The sequence below is a fragment of the Ruania alkalisoli genome, assembly GCF_014960965.1.
Lineage (GTDB): Bacteria > Actinomycetota > Actinomycetes > Actinomycetales > Beutenbergiaceae > Ruania > Ruania alkalisoli.
The window spans coordinates 605,541-625,188 of the sequence record NZ_CP063169.1; the positions used below are offsets into that span (position 1 = coordinate 605,541).

At 69.1% G+C, this 19,648-nt stretch carries 15 protein-coding genes and 1 pseudogene; 9 read left to right on the forward strand and 7 right to left on the reverse strand.

Features of this window, described 5'->3' with window-relative positions:
• Window positions 1-5: 5 nt before the first annotated feature.
• Window positions 6-1,970 (reverse strand): thioredoxin domain-containing protein, encoded by a 1,965-nt coding sequence (locus tag IM660_RS02485; RefSeq protein ID WP_246465251.1) that lies wholly within the window; start codon window positions 1,968-1,970, stop codon window positions 6-8.
• Window positions 1,865-3,013, reverse strand: coding sequence for an EamA family transporter (locus tag IM660_RS02490; RefSeq protein WP_246465096.1), 1,149 nt, complete (start codon window positions 3,011-3,013; stop codon window positions 1,865-1,867). Before IM660_RS02490 ends, IM660_RS02485 begins: the two co-directional genes overlap by 106 nt.
• Before the next feature lie 79 nt (window positions 3,014-3,092).
• Here IM660_RS02490 and IM660_RS02495 point away from each other — a divergent pair, with 79 nt between their 5' ends.
• Complete coding sequence (locus IM660_RS02495; RefSeq protein ID WP_193497864.1) at window positions 3,093-3,968, forward strand: LysR family transcriptional regulator; 876 nt, start codon at window positions 3,093-3,095, stop codon at window positions 3,966-3,968.
• A 20-nt stretch (window positions 3,969-3,988) separates the two neighbouring features.
• Here the strand turns inward: IM660_RS02495 and IM660_RS02500 are convergent, their stop codons facing one another.
• On the reverse strand, window positions 3,989-4,897 hold the full coding sequence (locus IM660_RS02500) for a class I SAM-dependent methyltransferase (RefSeq protein ID WP_193497865.1): 909 nt from the start codon (window positions 4,895-4,897) through the stop codon (window positions 3,989-3,991).
• Window positions 4,898-5,063: 166 nt separating this feature from the next.
• Between IM660_RS02500 and IM660_RS02505 the strand changes: the two genes are divergently transcribed.
• Together IM660_RS02505 and IM660_RS02510 are read left to right on the forward strand one after the other, a co-directional pair.
• Window positions 5,064-5,720 carry an MBL fold metallo-hydrolase gene (locus IM660_RS02505; protein ID WP_193497866.1) on the forward strand — a complete coding sequence of 219 codons (657 nt, stop codon included), beginning with the start codon at window positions 5,064-5,066 and terminating at the stop codon, window positions 5,718-5,720.
• Between the two features lie 108 nt (window positions 5,721-5,828).
• Window positions 5,829-7,052: an IS30 family transposase gene (locus IM660_RS02510; RefSeq protein ID WP_425503877.1), complete on the forward strand. Its 1,224-nt coding sequence runs from the start codon at window positions 5,829-5,831 to the stop codon at window positions 7,050-7,052.
• A gap of 50 nt (window positions 7,053-7,102) precedes the next feature.
• Here the strand turns inward: IM660_RS02510 and pgm are convergent, their stop codons facing one another.
• On the reverse strand, window positions 7,103-8,782 hold the full coding sequence (pgm, locus tag IM660_RS02515; protein ID WP_193497868.1) for a phosphoglucomutase (alpha-D-glucose-1,6-bisphosphate-dependent): 1,680 nt from the start codon (window positions 8,780-8,782) through the stop codon (window positions 7,103-7,105).
• Window positions 8,783-8,866: 84 nt separating this feature from the next.
• On the opposite strand from pgm, the gene IM660_RS02520 reads away from it, so the two are divergent.
• Both IM660_RS02520 and IM660_RS02525 read left to right on the forward strand, forming a co-directional pair.
• Window positions 8,867-9,766: a DUF5926 family protein gene (locus tag IM660_RS02520; RefSeq protein ID WP_193497869.1), complete on the forward strand. Its 900-nt coding sequence runs from the start codon at window positions 8,867-8,869 to the stop codon at window positions 9,764-9,766.
• Between the two features lie 60 nt (window positions 9,767-9,826).
• Window positions 9,827-10,609: pseudogene (locus IM660_RS02525) on the forward strand (glycosyltransferase family 2 protein); the annotation flags it as partial.
• Between the two features lie 151 nt (window positions 10,610-10,760).
• On the opposite strand, the gene IM660_RS02530 reads toward IM660_RS02525, so the two are convergent.
• Window positions 10,761-13,118 (reverse strand): hypothetical protein, encoded by a 2,358-nt coding sequence (locus IM660_RS02530; protein ID WP_193497870.1) that lies wholly within the window; start codon window positions 13,116-13,118, stop codon window positions 10,761-10,763.
• A gap of 86 nt (window positions 13,119-13,204) precedes the next feature.
• The gene (locus IM660_RS02535) at window positions 13,205-14,317 is read right to left on the reverse strand and encodes a diacylglycerol/lipid kinase family protein (RefSeq protein WP_193497871.1); all 1,113 of its coding nucleotides are present in this window, start codon (window positions 14,315-14,317) and stop codon (window positions 13,205-13,207) included.
• Between the two features lie 37 nt (window positions 14,318-14,354).
• On the opposite strand from IM660_RS02535, the gene serS reads away from it, so the two are divergent.
• The 3 genes from serS (at window position 14,355) to IM660_RS02550 (ending at window position 17,525) form a co-directional block, all read left to right on the forward strand.
• A complete protein-coding gene (serS, locus tag IM660_RS02540; RefSeq protein ID WP_193497872.1) occupies window positions 14,355-15,632 on the forward strand; it encodes a serine--tRNA ligase in 1,278 nt (425 codons plus the stop codon).
• Window positions 15,633-15,637: 5 nt separating this feature from the next.
• A complete protein-coding gene (locus IM660_RS02545) occupies window positions 15,638-16,495 on the forward strand; it encodes an HAD family hydrolase (protein ID WP_193497873.1) in 858 nt (285 codons plus the stop codon).
• Between the two features lie 85 nt (window positions 16,496-16,580).
• A complete protein-coding gene (locus IM660_RS02550) occupies window positions 16,581-17,525 on the forward strand; it encodes an aldo/keto reductase (RefSeq protein ID WP_193497874.1) in 945 nt (314 codons plus the stop codon).
• 43 nt (window positions 17,526-17,568) lie between these two features.
• Here the strand turns inward: IM660_RS02550 and IM660_RS02555 are convergent, their stop codons facing one another.
• On the reverse strand, window positions 17,569-18,153 hold the full coding sequence (locus IM660_RS02555) for a bacterial proteasome activator family protein (RefSeq protein WP_425503878.1): 585 nt from the start codon (window positions 18,151-18,153) through the stop codon (window positions 17,569-17,571).
• 229 nt (window positions 18,154-18,382) lie between these two features.
• Here IM660_RS02555 and IM660_RS02560 point away from each other — a divergent pair, with 229 nt between their 5' ends.
• Window positions 18,383-19,618, forward strand: coding sequence for an AGE family epimerase/isomerase (locus tag IM660_RS02560; RefSeq protein ID WP_193497875.1), 1,236 nt, complete (start codon window positions 18,383-18,385; stop codon window positions 19,616-19,618).
• Window positions 19,619-19,648 lie beyond the last annotated feature (30 nt).

The window sequence follows — 19,648 nt, forward strand, 5'->3', positions numbered from 1 at the left end:
CGATTTCAGTTCGGGCCGCCGGCGAGCTGTCGGCGCAGATCCGCCACAGACGTCACTGGCAGGTCGCAGGTGAAGCCGCGGCACACATAGGCCGCGGACCGGCCGCCCACGAGGCCGCGTCCTTCGAGCAGCGGGTGGGTGGTGTCAGGGCCCGCTGCGAGCACCAGGCCCGGACTTGTCGCAGCCCGCGCGACGGCGAGCATCTCGCGCGCGCTGGCATCCTCGCCGACCACGGCCACCTGCAGCGGACCGGCGACGGCCGCCTCGGCGACCGCGAGGAACCAGCCCGCGAACCGAGGATCAGCGCTGACCGTCCGCGCCCCGGTAGCCAGTGCCCGTTCTGCCTCCTCCCGTCGCGTCCCGGTCAGCGCCGAGTACGTCAGCAACGCCCCCGCCAACGACGACGTCCCGCACGGTTCGGCGTTGTCGGTCACCCCTTGTAGTCGCAGCACCAGGCGCTCGGCGTCGGTCGCGGTGTCGTAGAAACCCCCGCCCGGGGCGGAGAACTGGTCGACGGCGGAGCTCAGGATCTCCCCAGCCGCATTCAGCCACTGCATCTGCCCGGTCGCCTGATGCAGGGCGAGCAACCCCTCGGCGAGATTGCCGTAGTCGTCGGCCACCCCGGCCGGTTCGCCTGGGCGACCCTCGCGGGAGGCTCGGAGCACGCGGACCTGGCCCTGCGCCGTCGTGGGGTGCTGAGTGTGCGCAGCGAGCAGCAGCTCGGCGCACGCGGTCGCCGCCTCCACCCACTCCGGCTCCTCCAGCAGCGCCCCTGCCTCGGCCAGTGCCGCGATCACCAGCCCGTTCCACGAGGTGACCACCTTGTCGTCCCTCGCCGGCTGCGGGCGCCGGGCCCTCGCCGTCAGCAAGGCTTCCCGCCACGCCGGCCACTCGGGAGGTGGCTCGGCCATCATCTGCAGCGTGGACGCGCCGCCCTCGAACGTCCCTGACTCGGTGACTCCCAGCAACTCGGCGGCACGAGCGCCGTCGGCGGCTCCGAGAACCTCGGCCAGCTGCGCCGGGGTCCACACATACGTCAGGCCCTCGACGCCGTCTGTATCGGCATCGAGGGAGGCGGCGAAGGCGCCCTCGGGGGTGCGCATCTCCCGCAGGAGGAACTCGGCCGTCTCACCTACCACGCGGCGGGCGAGCGGGTCGCCGGTGGTTTGGTACCAGTGCAGGTAGACCCGCAGCAGCAGCGCATTGTCGTAGAGCATCTTCTCGAAGTGCGGCACCACCCAGGCCGCGTCCACGCTGTAGCGGGCGAACCCGCCGGCGAGCTGGTCGTAGATCCCGCCGTGGGCCATCGCTGTGCACGTCCGGTTGACCAGCTCCAGCGCCGCCTCGCTGCCCGTGCGGGCGTGGTGGCGCAGGAGGTGCTCGAGCGTCATCGACGGCGGGAACTTCGGGGAGGAACCGAACCCGCCGTGGCGGGTGTCGGCATGAGCAGCCAGGCGCCCGACGGCGGAGGCCAGCATGGTCTCGTCCGGCACCTGGGCGCGCGGGGCGCCGGGATCGTTGGGGTTGCCGGGATCGGTGGCGGCCTCGGTGGCTTCCCGCAGCCGGCGGGTGATCTGCTCGGCTCCGGTGAGGATCTCCTCGCGCCGCTCGGACCACACCTCGCTGATCGCCTGCAGCAGACTGAGGAACTGCGTGCGCGGGAAGTAGGTGCCGCAGTAGAACGGCTCACCGGCGGGGGTGAGGAGGCAGGTCATCGGCCACCCGCCCTGACCGGTCATCGCCTGCGTGGCCTGCATGTACACCGCGTCGACGTCCGGGCGCTCCTCCCGGTCCACCTTCACGGGAACGAAGTGCTCGTTCATCACGGCCGCGACCTGCTCGTCCTCGAAGGACTCGTGGGCCATCACATGGCACCAGTGGCAGGCGGCGTATCCGACGGAGAGGAGGATGGGCACCTCGCGCTGCTTCGCCTCGGCGAATGCCGCCTCACCCCATTCGTGCCAGTGCACGGGGTTGTCTGCGTGCTGGAGCAGGTAGGGGCTGGTGGCCTGGCTGAGGCGGTTGGGCATACATCCAGCGTGACATGCTGGCTCCACTCATCCCGGTGGCGAGGGTGCCGATGCTGGTGGTCGCTTCCGATGGGGTTGAGCTGACCGGCAACGAGAGCCGCCAGAGCGAGGATGAAGCCGGCGAGCTGGGCCGGCGTGAAGGCCTCGCTGAGCGCGAGCGCTCCGATGAGCGCCGCGACCAGCGGGGAGAGCAGGCCCAGCAACGCGATCGCGGTCACGGGCAACCGTCCGATGCCGCGGATCCAGAGGGCGTAGGCGATGAAACCACCGACGCTGCCCAGCCACAGGTATCCACCGATGGCAGGGGCGTCGATGACGGGCGGTAGTCCGTCGACCAGAATCGTCAGCGGCAGCAGGATGAGCCCGCCCGCAGTGAGTTGCCAGCCAGTGAAGGCCAGTGGACCCACGTTCTCGGGGCGGCCCCAATGCTTGGTCAACGCCACGCCGAGGGCCATGCAACCGGCCGCCATGAGCCCTGCAGCGATACCGGCCCCATCGAGGGCGGCGGCCGGTCCGAGGGCGACGAGCCCGACCCCGACGATGCCCGCGCCGCCCCAGCCGATCCGCCAGAACGAGGGGGGTTCACGGAGCACGGCCACGGCCAACCCAGCCACGATCAGCGGTTGGACGGCACCGAGTGTTGCGGCGACACCACCCGGAAGACGCTCGGCCGCAACGAAGAGCAGCGGGAGAAAGGCACCGATGTTCAGGGCCCCCAGAACACCTGCCTTCCACCACCATTGACCGCGGGGAAGGGTGCGGGTGAGCAGTATCAAGACCAGCCCGCCGGGAAGCGCTCGCATCAGTGCTGCGAAGATCGGGTGGTCGGGTGGGAGCAACTCCGTGGTCACCGCGTAGGTGGTGCCCCATGCGGCAGGTGCGAGCGCGGTCGCGGCGATCAGCGCCGCCGTGGAGATCCGCAGCGGGGCTCTCGTCGGGGGCCGAGGCGTTTCACCTGGTGCGCGAGCTGCGTCAGTGGTCATGCGGGAAGTCTCGGTCCGGCCCAATCGATATGTCCAATACATCGTTGCGATGACATCAATCGTGTAGCACGATGAATCGATGGAGTTCCGCCAGATCAGGTATGTCCTCGCCGTGGCTGAGACCCGCAACTTCACCCGGGCCGCAGCTCAGTGTTACGTGGCGCAGTCGGCCCTGAGTCACCAGGTCAAAGCGCTCGAACGGGAACTGGGCGTGCCACTGTTCGCGCGCAGTAGCCGTCGCGTGGAACTCACTCCTGCAGGTGAGGCCTTCCTGCCCGCTGCACGGCGCTGCCTGGCCGAGGCCGAACACGCGGCAACCGAGGCGGCTGCGGCAGTCGGCGAGGTGCGCGGGCGGCTGGCAATCGGCATCATCCCCACTGTCGCTGCTGTCGACATTCCGGCGACCTTGCAGCGATTCCGTGGCCTGCACCCGCGGGTGCGAGTGAGCCTGCGCGTGGGAGCCAGCCACGAGATGGCCGCCGCCGTAGCCGCCGGGGACCTCGACATCGCCTTCCTCGGCCTACCGGTGAACGACCGTCCCCGCGGGGTGTCGGCGCGTGAGCTGGCCCGCCAGGACCTGGTCGCCGTCGTTCCGGCCGGCCATCCCTATGCCGACCAGGGCACCGCCACCCTTCATGACCTCGCCACGTCACCGTTCGCCGACTTTCCCGCCGGCAGCCCGGGCCGCAGCCAGAGCGATGAGGCCTTCGCGGCTGCGAAACTGGAGCGGGATGTCGCCTATGAGGTCTCCTCGGCTGAGCTGATGGTGCAGATCGTGAGTCAGGGGCTCGCGGTCGCCTTTCTGCCCGCACCGATCGTGCGCATCGATCCCGGCATTCGCGTTCTCACCGTCGCGGACGGTCCGAGCAGGGTCGAGCACCTCGTCTGGAGCGAGTTCAATCCAGCGGTGGCCACGAGAGCCTTCCTGGCCGTGTTGGAGCTCGATGGGCCGTAGAGTTTCGCCGGCCGCTGCGATCAGAGTGCCGGCTTGCGCGCCACGATCGAGAGGGTCATCGGTACCCGCTCGCGCCACGGCTGCGGGAGCACGAACGCGTCGCCGTCTTGCACCATCACCGGCAGCGCCTGCCACGGCAACGTGTCGTGCTCACCGACTGCGACCAGCTGCAGACCCGCATCCAGCAGCGCCTGCAGCGTCTCTGACACCGGATGTGGCCACTCGAAGTTGCGGGTAGAGGTGATCTGGTCGTGATCGCCATCCACGTAGGTGGCGCCGTCGTCGTACGTGAATGCCCGGCCCTCGGGCAGTGACCAGTACCGGTTCCCCACACGGACGTCGTCGGTAACCAGATCGTCCATCGTGGCCAGCATCGGGTGCTGGTCCCGGAAGAAGAACGTGCCACCCGGGCGCAGCAACGCGGCAATCGCGCGCGCCCAGGCACGGAGGTCTTGCACCCAGCAAATCGTCCCGATCGAGGTGTGCACGTGATCGAACGTCTCTCCGACGGCGGAACCCGCCTGCGTCACCTCGCTCTCCACCCAGCGGGCCTCCAGCCCGCACCGGTCGGCCAGCTCGCGCGCGTGCCCGAGGGACACCGGGGACAGGTCCACGCCGGTCACGCGAGCCCCGAGCCGGGCCATAGAGAGAGTGTCGGTGCCGATGTGGCACTGCAGGTGGCAGACGTCGAGGCCGTCCAGGAGTTGGTCCGGTCGATCGGCCCGCTCCCCGAGGTGCGGGGCGAGCAGGCCCATGTCCTCTCGGATCACCGAGGAGATACGGGTCGGGTCAGCGGCGAAGCCGTCCAGGTCGTAGGCGTTACTCGCGGCATGGACGTTCGCGCGGTCGTCCCAGTTGGCGCGGTTGGCGGTGTAGGCCTCGGCGGTGGTCGCATCGGTCTCGACGATCGGGTCGGTCGGCAGGCTCATGGAGGTCAGCCTGGCATGTACCCAGGTTGGGGCACACCGGAAATTCGGACCAAGCCGACGGCCCTCAGCGTCGCTGTGCCACATATGGCACGGACCCGCTGGGTGCCGTTAGTTCTGTGCCGGCGGGCACTCGCGGAGCATCAACCCGCGGCCTACGCTCGGCGGTATGGAGATCGTGCACCGTGGCCACGCCTGCCTGGATGTGACCAGCCGGGGCATGCGGGTACTCATCGACCCTGGGAGCTACTCGCACGTGCCCTCACTCGCTGGGGTCGATGCGCTCGTGCTGACCCATTCCCACGCCGATCATGCCGATCTTGAGGTCGCTCGCCGCGTGCATCACGAAAGTCCGCAGGCGGTGCTGCTCGCACCCCCGGATCTCGCTGCCACGTGGCAAGCCGAAGGACTACCGGTGGAGGCGGTGCGGCCTGGCACTGCCGTGACCATCGGCACGGTGGCGCTCGCGTTCACGGGCGGTCGCCACGCGGTGGTGCACCGGGATCTGCCGGTGGTCGACAACGTCGGCGTGCTCGTGGACGGCACGCTCTACCACCCGGGCGACTCCTTCGACCTGCCGGAGGCGCCGGTGCGGGTGCTGGCCGTGCCGGTGAGCGGCCCCTGGTTGAAGCTCGGCGAAGTACTGGACTTCGTGGCGCAGGTACGGGCCAGCACGGTGCTCCCCATCCACGAGGTGCACCTGTCCGAGATCGGCAAGCGAATGGTGCTCGCGCGCGTCGAGCATGTGACCGCCGAGTACGGCGGCCGGTTCGTCACTGGCCGCTGGCAGGAATCGACGGACAAGTCGCCCACCAGTCGGGACTAGGCAAGCCGTGTACACAACTGACGGCCCTCAGCGTCGCTGTGCCACATAGGCGGTGTCAGACGATGAGTGCACTGTGCTGGTCGTGTGGATGGGGTTGCTGTGGTTCGGGTGTTGTCGTGGGAGTTCAGGGTTGAGGCGCTGTCCAGGGTCGAGGATGGTGAGGCGTTGGCGTCGGTGGCACGACGGATGGGGTTCAACAAGGAAACTCTCAGGGATTGGGTGGCCGAGTATGGGTACCGGTTCCGCTCGGGCCGTCACGGGGGCGGGGCTCGCCCTCGGGTCGAGTTCGCTGATGGCTGGCAGACTCGGCCGGTGGTGCACACAGGTCATGGACGCCGGTTGGATATCTACCATCGAACGCTGATCGAGGTGTATCGGGCCCAGGGCAAGACTCATGCCCAGATCGCTGGGCTGGTGGGCTGCTCGGCCTCGACGATCACTCGCGAGATCAACAAGCATCGAACCGCTGGCGGGCACTATTTCGCCCGCCGCGCCCAGGTGGGGGCGGATCGGCTCAAGCGGCGCCCCAAGATGGCGAAGCTGGAGCAGAACACCCACCTGCGCCGGGTCGTGGTGGAGTGCTTGAATAAGCACTTCTCCCCGGGACAGGTAGTTTTGCACCTGCGGCGCCACTACCTCGACCGTGAGGACATGCGAGTGTCACACGAGACGATCTATCAAGCACTGTATGTGCAGGGGCGCGGCAGTCTGCGCGAGGAGATCCGGCGCGAGAAGGCCCTACGAACCGGCCGGACGACGCGGATCCCGCGATCACGGCTCACCACGGGCCGCACCCGCAGTTGGGTGGAGGGCTGTCATATCTCGACCCGACCCGCTGAGGCGGCCGACCGGGCCGTTCCCGGGCATTGGGAGGGTGATCTCGTGCTCGGGGCCAAGAACCAGTCCGCGATCATCACCCTGGTCGAACGTGCTTCACGCTTCACCTTGATCCGGCGTCTTCCTGCCGATCACCTCACCGGAACCGTCACCGCAGAACTCGTCGCGATGATGAGCTCACTACCGCAAGCCCTGCGTAAGAGCCTGACCTGGGACCAAGGCGATGAACTCGCTCGACACCGCGACTTCACGATAGCCACCAACATGGCGGTCTACTTCTGCGACCCGCACTCACCATGGCAGCGTGGCACCAACGAGAACACGAACGGCCTGATCCGGGAGTTCTTCCCCAAAGGCATCAACTTCCGCACCGTCTTTGACGCCGACATCCACACCGCCCAGGACCTCCTCAACATCCGACCCCGCGCGACCCTCGACGGGATGACACCGGCAGAGAAACTCGACCAACTCATCACCAGTGCACTCACCACTTGACACCGCCCATATGGCACGGACCCGCTGAGCGCCGTCAGTTCTGTACAGACCTACTCGCCCAGCGCGGCCGAGACCACGTCCTTGGCTGCCGACTGCACCTGCTCGAGGTGCTCGGCCGAGACGAAGGACTCGGCGTAGATCTTGTACACGTCCTCGGTGCCGGAGGGGCGAGCCGCGAACCAGGCATCAGCGGTGGTCACCTTCAACCCCCCGATGGCAGCGCCATTGCCCGGCGCCTCCACGAGCGAGGCCGTGATCGGCTGTCCAGCGAGTTCGGTGCTGGTGACGTCCTCGGCCGACAAAGCCGCGAGCTTGGTCTTCTCCTCCCGGGAGGCCGGTGCGTCCACCCGGGCGTACCAGCTCTCCCCGAACTCGGCCACCTGCTCCTCGTGCAGCTGACTGGGGGAGCGGCCGGTCACCGCGAGGATCTCCGCCGCGAGCAGCGACAACAAGATGCCGTCCTTGTCCGTGGTCCACACCGACCCGTCCCGGCGCAGGAACGAGGCGCCAGCGGATTCCTCGCCGCCGAAGCCGAGCGAGCCCTGCAACAGCCCCGGCACGAAGTGCTTGAACCCGACCGGCACCTCCACCAGTCGTCGCCCCGTGGCGCCCACCACCCGGTCGATCAGGGCAGAGGAGACCAGCGTCTTGCCGACACCCGCGTCTGCAGCCCATTCGGGGCGATTCCGGAACAGGTAATCGATCGCCACAGCCAGGTAGTGGTTGGGGTTCATGAGCCCACCGTCGCCGGTCACGATCCCGTGCCGGTCGGCATCGGCGTCGTTGCCGGTGGCGATGTCGAACGGTGGTGCGCCACCTTCTCCCCGCATCTTCTGCACCAGCGAGGTCATCGCCGAAGGAGAGGAGCAGTCCATCCGGATCTTGCCGTCCCAGTCCAGTGTCATGAACGACCAGCGCGGATCCACGTGCGGGTTCACCACGGTCAGGTCCAGATTGTGGCGTTCGGCGATCGCGGCCCAGTACTCGACGGCGGCACCGCCGAGCGGGTCCGCCCCGATCCGCACCCCGGCCTCCCGGATCGCATCGAGGTCGAGTACTGCCTCCAGATCGTCCACGTACGTCAGCAGATAGTCGTGCCTGTGCACGTTCGGGGAATCGAGCGCCTGTGCGTACGGCATCCGCGGTACCGACGAGACGCCGCTGCGCAGCAACTCGTTCGCGCGGGCCGCGATCGCTGAGGTCGCCTCGGACCCGGCCGGACCACCGTGCGGCGGGTTGTATTTGAAGCCCCCGTCTCGCGGGGGGTTGTGCGAGGGGGTTACCACGATCCCGTCGGCCAATCCCGGACCGCGTGTGCGCACCCCCTCGCTGGAACCCGCACCGTTGTGCCGCAGGATCGAGTGCGAGAGCGCAGGGGTGGGGGTGTAGGAGTCGCGGGCGTCGATGCGCACCTCAACACCGGCGGCGGCCAGCACCTCCAGCGCTGTGCGCTGCGCCGGATCGGACAGCGCATGCGTGTCCCGCCCCAGGTAGAGCGGACCGTCGATGCCCTGAGAGGCCCGGTACTCCACGATCGCCTGGGTGATCGCGACGATGTGCGCCTCGTTGAATGCCGAGTCCAGGCTCGACCCGCGGTGTCCCGAGGTCCCGAACACCACCTGCTGAGCGGGATCGTCGACGTCCGGGGTGCGGTCGTAGTAGGCGGAGACCACGGCATCGACGTCGATCAGGTCCTCAGGAAGGGCTACCTGCCCAGCGCGGGAATGCATGACGCCATCGTGCCACTCGCGCCGCCTGGAAGCAGCCTCGAAGCGATGCGAACGTCACAGCGCCGGTCTCGATAGGGTGAAGCCATGGCAAAGCGCAAGAAGCAAGGCCCGGTGAACGAGAAGGTCGCCGCACGGCGTGCTGCCCGCAAGGCGGCCAAGGCAGCGGGAGGTGCCGTCGCACCACGGCGATCCTTCGAGGGGCTTCCCGGCGAAGCCGACTGGGTGGCGATGCGCGAGGTCGTCCCAGCCGCCAGCGCGACAGCCCGTACCACCGCCGAGCACGGCTCCCGCGATGTCACGGTCGTCACCGTGCTTCCGGGTCTGCTGCCCGCGATGCACCGTGAGGACGGCCAGATCCTCGTCGCCCTCCAGAACGTCACGTCCAGCGGTGATCCGAGTCGGGACGTGGCCGCGGCATTGCTGCAGGTACTCGATTCCGAGCCCGGGACGAGCCTCACCCATCTCGATCTGCCGGGTCCGGGGCCGCGCCTGCAGGACGTGCTCGACCTCGACGCCCCGTTCGAGGTGACGCTGCACGAGACCTTCGACTTCGTCCTTCCACCGGACAGTGATCCCAGCCCCGAGGTGAACGATGCGCTGGAGGAGTTCGCCGGGGCGATCGTGCCCACCGTCAAACTCTCCTCCGTCGAGGGTGCGTATTGGTGCCGGATGGGTGCGCGGGAGTTCCTGCGCTGGTCCCGCACGGAGGACGAGGAGCAGCTCCTCGATGCCCTGGCCCGTCTGCACGCCGAGCGCCACTCCGCCGTCGACGATGGTGCCCGGTTCATCGGAGCGTTCCGCTCCTGCGGACTGGTGGTCCCGGTGTGGGAACTCGAGCCGGGGACCGAGGCGGAGGAACTGGAGAAGCCGGCCCCGCAGTTCGAGGCGAGACTCGCCGAGGCGCTGGCCGTGACCGACCCGTTGAACGCCGAAGAACGGCGGGCCCGGGCGGGTATCGTGTCGCGCCAAGTCACACTTCGCTGACGACGTTAGGCTGAGGGCGTGAGCCGGGTGTCGGGCGAGGGGATCAATCCCCTACGGATCATCCGTCGCCGTGCGCCTGAGACCGGTCCGATCCCGGTGCCACCAGCCGATCCCGATCATCAGCGGGTCGCCGCTGTCATCCCTGCCAAGGACGAGGCTGCCCGTATCGCCGCGACCGTGCGTGCCGTCCGGGCGATCCCGTACGTCGACCTGGTGCTGGTGGTCGACGACGGCAGCGAGGACGATACGCAGCATCTCGCACGCTCTGCCGGTGCGGTGGTGGTGCGCCACTCGCACAACCGCGGCAAGGCGTCAGCGATGGAGACCGGTGCCGCTGTCGTCGCCATGCGTGACATCGAAGACGGTCCTGCCCGGCTGCTGCTGTTCGTCGACGCGGACCTGGGCGCGACCGCCGTGAACGCTGCACCGCTCGTGCCGCCGGTGGTCACCGGCCGGGCCGACCTGTCGATCGCGACCCTGCCGAAACAGTCCGGTGCCGGGGGCCGCGGCATCGTCACGGGTCTGGCGCGCCGCGCCATCCAGCGCGCCACCGGATGGGCGCCCAGCCAGCCCCTCTCCGGGCAGCGTTGCATGACTCGCGCTGCGTTCGACGCCGCCACGCCCCTCGCGCACGGATGGGGGGTCGAGACCGGCATGACGATGGACGTCCTGATGCAGGGCTTCGCCGTGGTCGAGGTGCCATGTGACCTGCGGCACCGCGCCACCGGCAACGACCTGGCCGGGCAGCTGCACCGCGCCGGCCAGTACCGCGATGTGGCGATGGCCATCGCCGCCCGCCGGTTCCGCCACTACAAGCAGAAGGTCACCCGCGACGCGGCCGAGCCGGGGCCCGATCTCGACCAGGCCGATACTGACGGGACTCTGATCGACCAGGGCGATGGTCGTACCGGCGACAGCACCGGCGACCACCCAGCGCCATCGGGGCCACAGACGCCGGCCCCGCCACAGGAGCCCGGGCGCCGCTCCCGTTCGCTCAGGCGGGCGGTGGAGTCTTCCCGACGGCGCAGGTCGCGTCCTCGTTGACCTGGGCTTCGCGTAGCCCCAGCATCCAGGTGGCGCAGGCCGCGATCAGCAGCGGCACGCCGTGCGCCACCCCGAGCGCCGGGATCGCGATTCCGGAGTCGTTGACGGCCAGGCCGAGTCCGAGCGCGATCGCCAGGGCGATCAGCCCTGGTCGCAGCATGGGCGCCTGACGTCCCATCAGCGAGATCGGGTTGCCTCCGGAGAGCCAGGCGAAGTCGCCGCCACCCGGTGAGGTCAGCGCCACCCGGATCGGCCGGGACAGCACGAGTAGCACCGTGAGCACTCCGCAGATGGCAAGGATCGTCAGGGGCCGGTTTCCGAACAGGATGGAGATGTTCTGGTCGAGCTTGCGCCACACCACATCCCACAGCCCACCGTCGAGCACGGTCTGGAAGAACCGGCCCAGGTGCGTCGGGTCTGGGCGCAACCAGTCCACGAACGCGATAGCCATCGTCGCCACGGCCGCACCGACGAGCACCATCACCACCCGCTGCCACGTCAGCCGTACCCCGGCGGCGAGCAGGGCCAGTACGGCGAAGGCCGGCAACAGCGCAGGCGGGCCCCCGAAGTCGGCGCCCAGGCCAGGCGCCCCGTCGAGCACCACCACGACCGCCCCGACGGCGAGGGTGACCCCCGCGGCCAGCCTCCGGCGGCCTGCCCGCACCAGCGGGTTGGTGACCGCGATGGTCACCAGCAGCGACGCCGTCGTGAACAGGGCGAACGTGGTGTTGTTCATCCCGTAGAAGCGCCCCGCCACCAGCGTGGGCACTCCCATGACGGCGGAGAGCTGCAGCGTCGCTCCGGTGGCGACGTCCACAGCGAGCACGAGCGCCGTCAGGCCCGCGACCACGGTGACCGACCCGAAGAGGTGACGACGCCATGGCCCGGCTAGAGACGCCGTCACGATGATCGTGACGATGGCCGCTGTGATGCCGAGCAGCGCCAGCATCGGCGTCCCGGCACGCCACCAGGGCAGCAGATTCGTCAGGTACGAGGCCACGGGAATACTGGCGATCCCGAGGGCTACGGCACGCAGGACCCGCAGGGCCGGTTCGCGTTGGGCCAGCACTCGCCTCAGGGCGCGGCTGCCCGGGAGGCGGCCGAGATGGTCGGCCGTCCAGGCGCGCAGGCGCGCGGCAGCGGGGCGCTTCAGCGCCAGGGCCACGACGGCGAAGAGCACCAGGTTCAGGGCCACCAGCCCGGCGTAGAACACGGGCACGATGGGGCGGACGACGCCGGCGTGCACGGCGTTGTCCTCCAGCTGGGCGCGGCGATCTTCTGCGGAGGATCCGGGATCGGGTAGCACCTGAGTGACGGCGCCGATGGCCGATCCGGTCGGCCCGGCGTCCTCGATGTCCAGCAGCCGCAGCAGGGTCGGCAGCAGATCGGTGGTGAGAACGAACCCATCCTGGCGGGTGGAGGGGGAGGTGAGCAGCCCGGGCTCCACGCCGGGGCCGGTCAGCGCAAGGACGCGCAGGCCAGGCGTGTAGCCATCATCGGCCAGGCCCGCCAGCAGCACCGTGGGCTCTGCCGACTCTGCCGGCGTCCCTGGGAGGCCCTCGAGCACGTCGGCCACCCGGCGCTCGATCACCCGCAGCTGGTCCTCACGATAGGTTTGCGTGCTCGTGGAGAGGGTGAAGCCGTCCTCGCCGGTGCGCAGGGACCCGGCGTCGATCATCAGCAGATCGGCGCGAGTGAGGGTGTCGCTGGTCCAGCGTGTGAGGTCGGTGCCGGTCAAGGTGGTGTGCTCGGTGACGATGCCGGCGGAATCTGCCGCCGCGATCGCCGCCCCGGGCCCGATGCTCGCCGCGGTGACGTCACCGGCGGCCAGCAGCTCACCGAACAGCCCGGGCTCGGCCTGGAAGTTCTGCGATGCCAGCTCGGCTGAGTACTCCTCCCAGCCAGGGACCTGACCGGCCGAGGGCTCCAGGAGGAACCGGCACTGCCCCTGACTATCGGGCCCCTCGAGATCGGCGGCGCGCGTGCCGGTGCTCAGGGCGAGCCAGCCATCCGCCGGGCAGGTGAAGGACCGCACGCTGCGGACCACCAGGGATCCCACCGCCTGCTCGGTGAGAGACGCGAGTGCGGGGGTCGTCGCAGGGTCGATGTCCGACCATGCCAGCCCGCCGACGCCGATCACCACGACCGGCCCGGCGGACGCGGTGGCTGGCTGCGGGGCGGCATGGGCCGGGACGGCGATCCCGCAGGCGATCAGCACACCGACCAGGACCGCCAGGATCGAGTTGCCAGCTGCGGCTCGTGCGCGTTGGCCGGCACGGACCACAGGTGGCAACTCGTGTGTAGTCATCGCCGATCAGCCTACGGTTGCGGGTGTGGAGGAACGGTGAGGGCCCAGCGGAGAGTTCAGTAAGAGGTCTCGCGATCTCTCAGAGTTCAGCGGGTGCGCACCCGCAACCCGCCTGGCTGCACGCGTGCGGTCACGCCGGTCGCCTCACCGATGAGATCGCCGTCGATCTGCACGTGCTCGGGCTGTTCGCACGTGACCGACACCTCCCGCCCGCGCCAGAACTCGATCGAACTGGCCGAGACCGGCAGGTCGCGGCGGAAGCCGAGCCCCTGCGCCACCACCTTCCCGAACAGCGAAGCCCAGCCGAACACCCCACCCCGGGTGTCCAGTGCCGCCACGTCGAGCCATCCGTCGTTCAGCTCGGCATCGGGCAGCAGCACGATCCCGCCGGGCAGCCGGCCGCAGTTCGCGAACAGCAGGCTGCGCACCTTCAGGGGCCGCACCTCCCCCTCGCCCACGCGCATCCGCAACTTCAGCTTGCGGCCGTGCAGGTGACGAGCGCCGGCGAGGAAGTAGGCGAACCAGCCCACCTTCGACTTCAGTTCGTCATCGGCACCCGCCACCATGGCGGCGTCGAAGCCGATGCCCGCCATCACCAGGAAGAGGTGCTCGTCCTCCTCGGTGCTCAGGTCCGGGCCCTCATCCTCGGCAGGATCGAGCCGCCGCGGGCGGATCCAGCCGATGTCGATCGGATGGTCACTGCCCCCGAGCGCAGTCCGCACCAGCGACGCCGTGCCCTCCAGCGGCAGATCAAGGTTGCGGGCCAGCAGATTCCCAGTGCCCATCGGCAGCAACGCCATCGGGATGTCCGAGCCCGCCAGCGCGGTCGCCACGGCACGCACCGTGCCGTCGCCGCCGGCAGCCACCACCACCGATGCCCCGGCAGCCAACGCCTCGCGTGCCTGCCCGACTCCCGGATCCTCCGGTGTGGTCTCGAACCACAGCGGCTCCGGTAGTGCGAGCTCCTCGGCGATCTGGATCGCCATGCGGCGCAATCCCGCCGGATCGTTGGCCTTCGCCGGGTTCACCACGAACGCCGGCGGGCCCTGCGAGGGCACCCGGTCCGGTTCCGGGGGGCTGATCAGCGGTTCGACCCGGGCGCCCCGCTCCCGGATCCGCTTCAGCACCAGCAGTCCCACCACCAAGGCGGCGATCGCCACTGCCAGCGCCACCAGACTCACCGTCTGTTCCCAGGTCATGACCTGAACGGTAGCCCGTCCCCGATAGTCTCGGGGGGTGATCGACCTGAAGAGCCTGCGTGAGGATCCGGACGTCGCCCGAGCCAGCCAGCGGGCCCGGGGTGAGGACCCCGAGCTGGTGGACCGGGTGCTGGCAGCCGACGAACGCCGTCGGGCGCTGCTGACTGCCTTCGAGCAGCAGCGAGCCGAGCAGAAGGAGGTCTCCCGCTCCGTGGGGAAGGCCTCGCCGGAGGAACGCGAGCACATCCTCGCCAAGGCGAAGGCGCTCGCCGAGCAGGTCAAGGCCGCCGAGGCGGAGGCGGGCGCTGCTCAGAGTGAGCTGGACGAGCTGCTCGCGCAGTTGCCGAACCTCGTGCTCGACGGCGTCCCTTCCGGTGGTGAGGACGATTACGTCGTCCTGAAGGAAGTGGGCACGCCGCGGGACTTCGCCGCTGAGGGTTTCGAGCCGGCAGACCACCTCGACATCGGGAACGGCCTCGGCGGGATCGACACCGAACGTGGCGCGAAAGTCTCCGGTGCGCGGTTCTATTACCTCACCGGTATCGGCGCCCGACTGGAGCTGGCGCTGCTGAACGCTGCGATGGACACGGCTCTCGCAGCGGGGTTCACCCCGGTGATCACCCCGACGCTGGTCAAGCCCGAGATCATGGCCGGTACCGGGTTCCTCGGCGCGCACGCAGATGAGATCTACCGGTTGGAGGCCGACGACCTGTACCTGGTGGGGACTTCGGAGGTGGCGCTCGCCGGGTACCACGCGGGCGAGATCATCGACCTGAGCGATGGTCCCAAGCGGTATGCCGGCTGGTCGGCGTGCTACCGCCGCGAGGCCGGCTCCTATGGCAAGGACACTCGCGGCATCATCCGGGTGCACCAGTTCCACAAGGTGGAGATGTTCTCCTACGTCCGGGTCGAGGACGCCGAAGCCGAGCATCAGCGTCTGCTCGGCTGGGAGGAGCAGATGCTTGCCCTCGTGGACCTGCCCTACCGGGTGATCGACACCGCCGCCGGTGACCTGGGTTCCAGTGCCGCCCGCAAGTTTGACTGCGAGGCGTGGCTGCCGAGCCAGCAGCGATACCTGGAGCTGACCTCCACCTCCAACTGCACGACCTTCCAGGCCCGCCGCCTGGGTGTGCGCGAACGCGGCGAGCGGGGCACCCACCCGGTGGCCACCCTGAACGGCACCCTTGGGACGACCCGCTGGATCGTGGCGATCCTGGAGAACCACCAGAACGCCGACGGGTCGGTGCGCGTGCCGGAGGGTCTGCGCCCCTACCTGGGCGGGCTCGAGGTGCTCGAACCGGTCACTGCTCGATGAACCCGATGAGCGTCCGGGATGCAGGCGTGCGGCCGGTCACCGGGCCCGAGGGCAGGTCCGCACTGGCCCGGCTCCGGGAGGCGCCGGAGCAACTGGTGGCGCTCGACATCGACGGGACGATCCTGGGGCACGACCAGAGCCTGAGCGCGAACGTGACCGACGCCGTCGGGGCGTTGCGTGAGGCCGGTGCGCACGTGGTGCTCTCCACCGGGCGCTCCATCCAGGCGGTGCTTCCCGTGGCTGAGGAACTCGGGATCACCGATGCGTGGGCGGTGTGCTCCAACGGCGCAGTGACCGTGCGGCTGGCCGAGGGTGGTTTCACGATCGACGACGTCGTCACCTTCGATCCGGCGCCGACACTGCGATTGCTGCGTGAGCACCTGCCGGAGGGCATCTTCGCCGTGGAGGACCTGGGACGTGGCTTCCTGCTCTCGGCGCCGTTCCCCGATGGCGAGCTGACCGGAGAGCTGCGGGTGGTGGGCTTCGAGGAGCTGTGCGCCACCCCGGCTTCCCGCGTGACGCTCCGGGCTCCGGGCCTGGGATCGGACGACTTCCACGAGCTCGTCGACCGGTCGGGCCTGCACGGGGTGAGCTACGCCGTCGGGTGGACCGCCTGGCTGGACATCGCCCCCGAGGGGGTCTCCAAGGCGTCTGCGCTGGAGCGGGTGCGTGTGCGCCTGGGCGTCCCGTCGACGGCGACACTCGCCGCTGGCGATGGGCGCAACGATATCGAGATGCTCTCCTGGGCTCAGGTGGGTGTGGCGATGGGCGGGGCGGATGCCGATACCCGGGCGGCCGCCGACTTCGACGCAGCGCCGGTGAGCGAGGATGGGTTGGTGCCGGTGCTGACGGCGCTGGTCTGAGGGCTGCCTGAGCCCAGAGGGCGCCAATGACAGCGCCGGCCGGTTCTGCTGCACACTGGATCTCATCGACGACGAGGAGCACACCGTGAAGACGTTCACCCTGCCCGGTACCCAGATCACCGCACCGAATGTGGTGCTCGGTCTGATGCGGATCGCCGAGAAGAGCGACGAGGAGATCCGCACCCTGGTGGCCACCGCGCGTGAGGCCGGGATCGACTTCATCGACCATGCCGACATCTACGGCCGTGACCACGGCTGCGAGGAACGCTTCGGTGCGGCGATGCAGCTCACCGGCTCCCAGCGCGAGGAGCTGACGATCCAGACCAAGTGCGGGATCGTGCCGGGGCAGAACGGTCGACCGACTCATTTTGATTTCTCCTACGAGCACATCGTGGCGCAGGTGGAGGGGTCGTTGCGGGCGCTGCGCACCGACTACCTCGACATCCTGTTGCTGCACCGGCCCGATGCGCTGGTGGAACCGGAGGAGGTGGCGCGTGCCTTTGACGAACTGCAGGCCACGGGCAAGGTGCGTCACTTCGGCGTCTCCAACCACACGCCTCGTCAGATCGACCTGCTGAAGACGGCGGTCATGCAGCCGCTGGTGGCGAATCAGGTCCAGCTCTCGATCACGCACTCGCCGATCGTGGCGCAGCCGCTGGCGATGAACATGCAGGGCGAGGACCAGTCGATCGTGCGGGACGGCGGAGGCCTCGTCGAGTACTCCCGGCTGCACGACATCACCCTGCAGGCGTGGTCACCGTTCCAGGCGGGCTTCTTCGACGGGGTGTTCCTAGGATCGGAACGCTACCCGGAGCTGAACGCCGTGATCGATCGGCTGGCCGCCGAGTACGGGGTACCGCCCATCGCGATCGCGGTGGCCTGGATCACCCGGCACCCGGCGCGCATGCAGGTGGTGCTCGGTACCACCACGCCGGAGCGGGTGACAGGTGCGGCGCAGGGCTCGGACATCCCGCTGACGCGGGCGCAGTGGTACGAGTTGCTGCATGCGGCGGGATATCTGATTCCCTAGCTGCCTCGCGGGCCGGATCGCTCCGTCATCACAGGCACTGACATCACAGGTACTGACCTGTGCCGTGGTGCGGCTCGCTGCCCTCCTGCTTCTGCAGCCCCAGCGCCTGACCGGGGTGGACGCCGGGAGGCAGTGCCTTGCGCATCTGGGAGAGCTGGTTCTGGGCGGCCATCTGCTGGGCCACCAACGCCGTCTGGATCCCGTGGAACAGGCCCTCGAGCCAGCCCACCAGCTGCGCCTGGGCGATCCGCAGCTCGGCGTCAGAAGGAGCACGGTCGTCGGTGAACGGCAGGGTGATCCGGTGCAGCTCGGCGATGAGGTCCTCGTTGAGTCCGTCCTCGAGCTCGTGCAGGGACCGTTCGTGGATCTCAGCCATGCGTTCGCGTGCGGCCTCGTCCAGCGGGGCGCTCCGCACCTCGTCCAGGAGTTGCTTGATCATCGTGCCGATGCGCATGACCTTCGCGGGTTCCTCCACCATGGCGGAGGGGTCGCGGGCGTCGTCGGCGGAGGCGACGCCCAGGCCTTCGGAGGAGGAGACGACCACGCGAGGGCTCTTCTCCTCAGCACTGGCGGGATCGGACTGCTCGGACTGCACGGACTGCTCGGACTGCTCGGACTCGCTGGGCACGCCTTGGTCAGTCTTGTCCTGGTCGGTCTTGTCCCGGTCGGTCTCCCCTTGGATGGTCTGGTCCTGATCCGGCTCGTCAGCGCTCGCGTTCTCGTGCGCGGACTGTTCGGCCGTGTCGGGCGGGATGTTCTCGTCTCGACTCGCGGATTCCATGGCACCATCATGCCTGCTCCCGGTTCGTGGGGACGGGGAAGATCAGGCCCACGAGCAGAAGCACTAGCCTTCGGGTATGAACTGGTTGACCAACGCCGCTCACGCCCGCTGGCTGGAGAACGAGACCGATGCCCTGCTGGACTTCGCTTCCGGCGCGATGGTGGAGGAAGGTTTCGCCTACCTCAGCAGCGAAGGCGAGCAGATTCCGGCCGAGGGGAGCCAGCTGTGGCTCACCTGCCGAATGATCCACTGCTTCGCACTCGGGTCCCTCCTGGGGCGGCCTGGTTCGGCCACGATGGTCGACCACGGCCTGCGGGCTCTGTCCGGGCACTTCCGTGACGACGTCAACGGCGGCTGGTATGCCCAGGTGGGTCCGGACGGGCCGATGGATGACACCAAGGCGGCCTACGCGCACGCCTTCGTGATCCTTGCTGGAGCCAGCGCTGCATCTGCGGGCCGCCCAGGTGGCAAGGAACTGCTGGAGGAAGCCCTGACCGTCTCCCTCCAGCGGTTCTGGCGGGAGGACGAAGGCATGGTCGTGGAGTCCTACGACCGGACTTTCACCGATCTGGAGGACTACCGCGGCGTCAACGCGAACATGCACACCGTCGAGGCCTATCTCGCCGCCGCTGACGTGACCGGCGACGACACCTGGCTCGAGCGGGCCACCCGCATCTCCCGCCGTGTGGTGGACGATTTCGCACGCAACCAGTCCTGGCGGATCCCCGAGCACTTCGACGCCAACTGGCAGCCGCTGCTCGACTACAACATGGACTCCCCGTCCGATCCTTTCCGGCCGGCAGGGGCCACGATCGGGCACTGGTTCGAGTGGTCCAGGCTGGTGCTGCACGTGCGGGCCGCGTGGGCTGCCCGCGGTGTCTCGGCCGAGGACTGGATGCTCGAAGGCGCCCAGGCACTGTTCGACCTCGGCGTCACCGAGGGATGGGATGTGGACGGCGCCGACGGCTTCGTCTACACGGTCGACTGGGACGGCAAGCCACTTGTGCGGGAGCGGATGCACTGGGTGGTGACCGAGGCGCTCGCAGCCGCCGCAGCGCTGTACCGGGTGACTGGGGACGCGAACCTCGCCGCCTGGTACCAGCTGTGGTGGGAGTACGCGGCCGTGCACCTGATCGACACCGAGAACGGCTCCTGGGTGCACGAGCTCGCCCCGGACAACGGGCCCAGCGCCACCGTGTGGGCCGGGAAGCCGGACACGTACCACGCGGTCCAGGCGACACTGATCCCGCGCCTGCCCCTGACCCCGGTGCTGGCTCCGGCGCTCGCGCAGGGCTTGCTCGATACGCACTGACGCTGAGCCGGCTGTACTCCCACTGCCGGT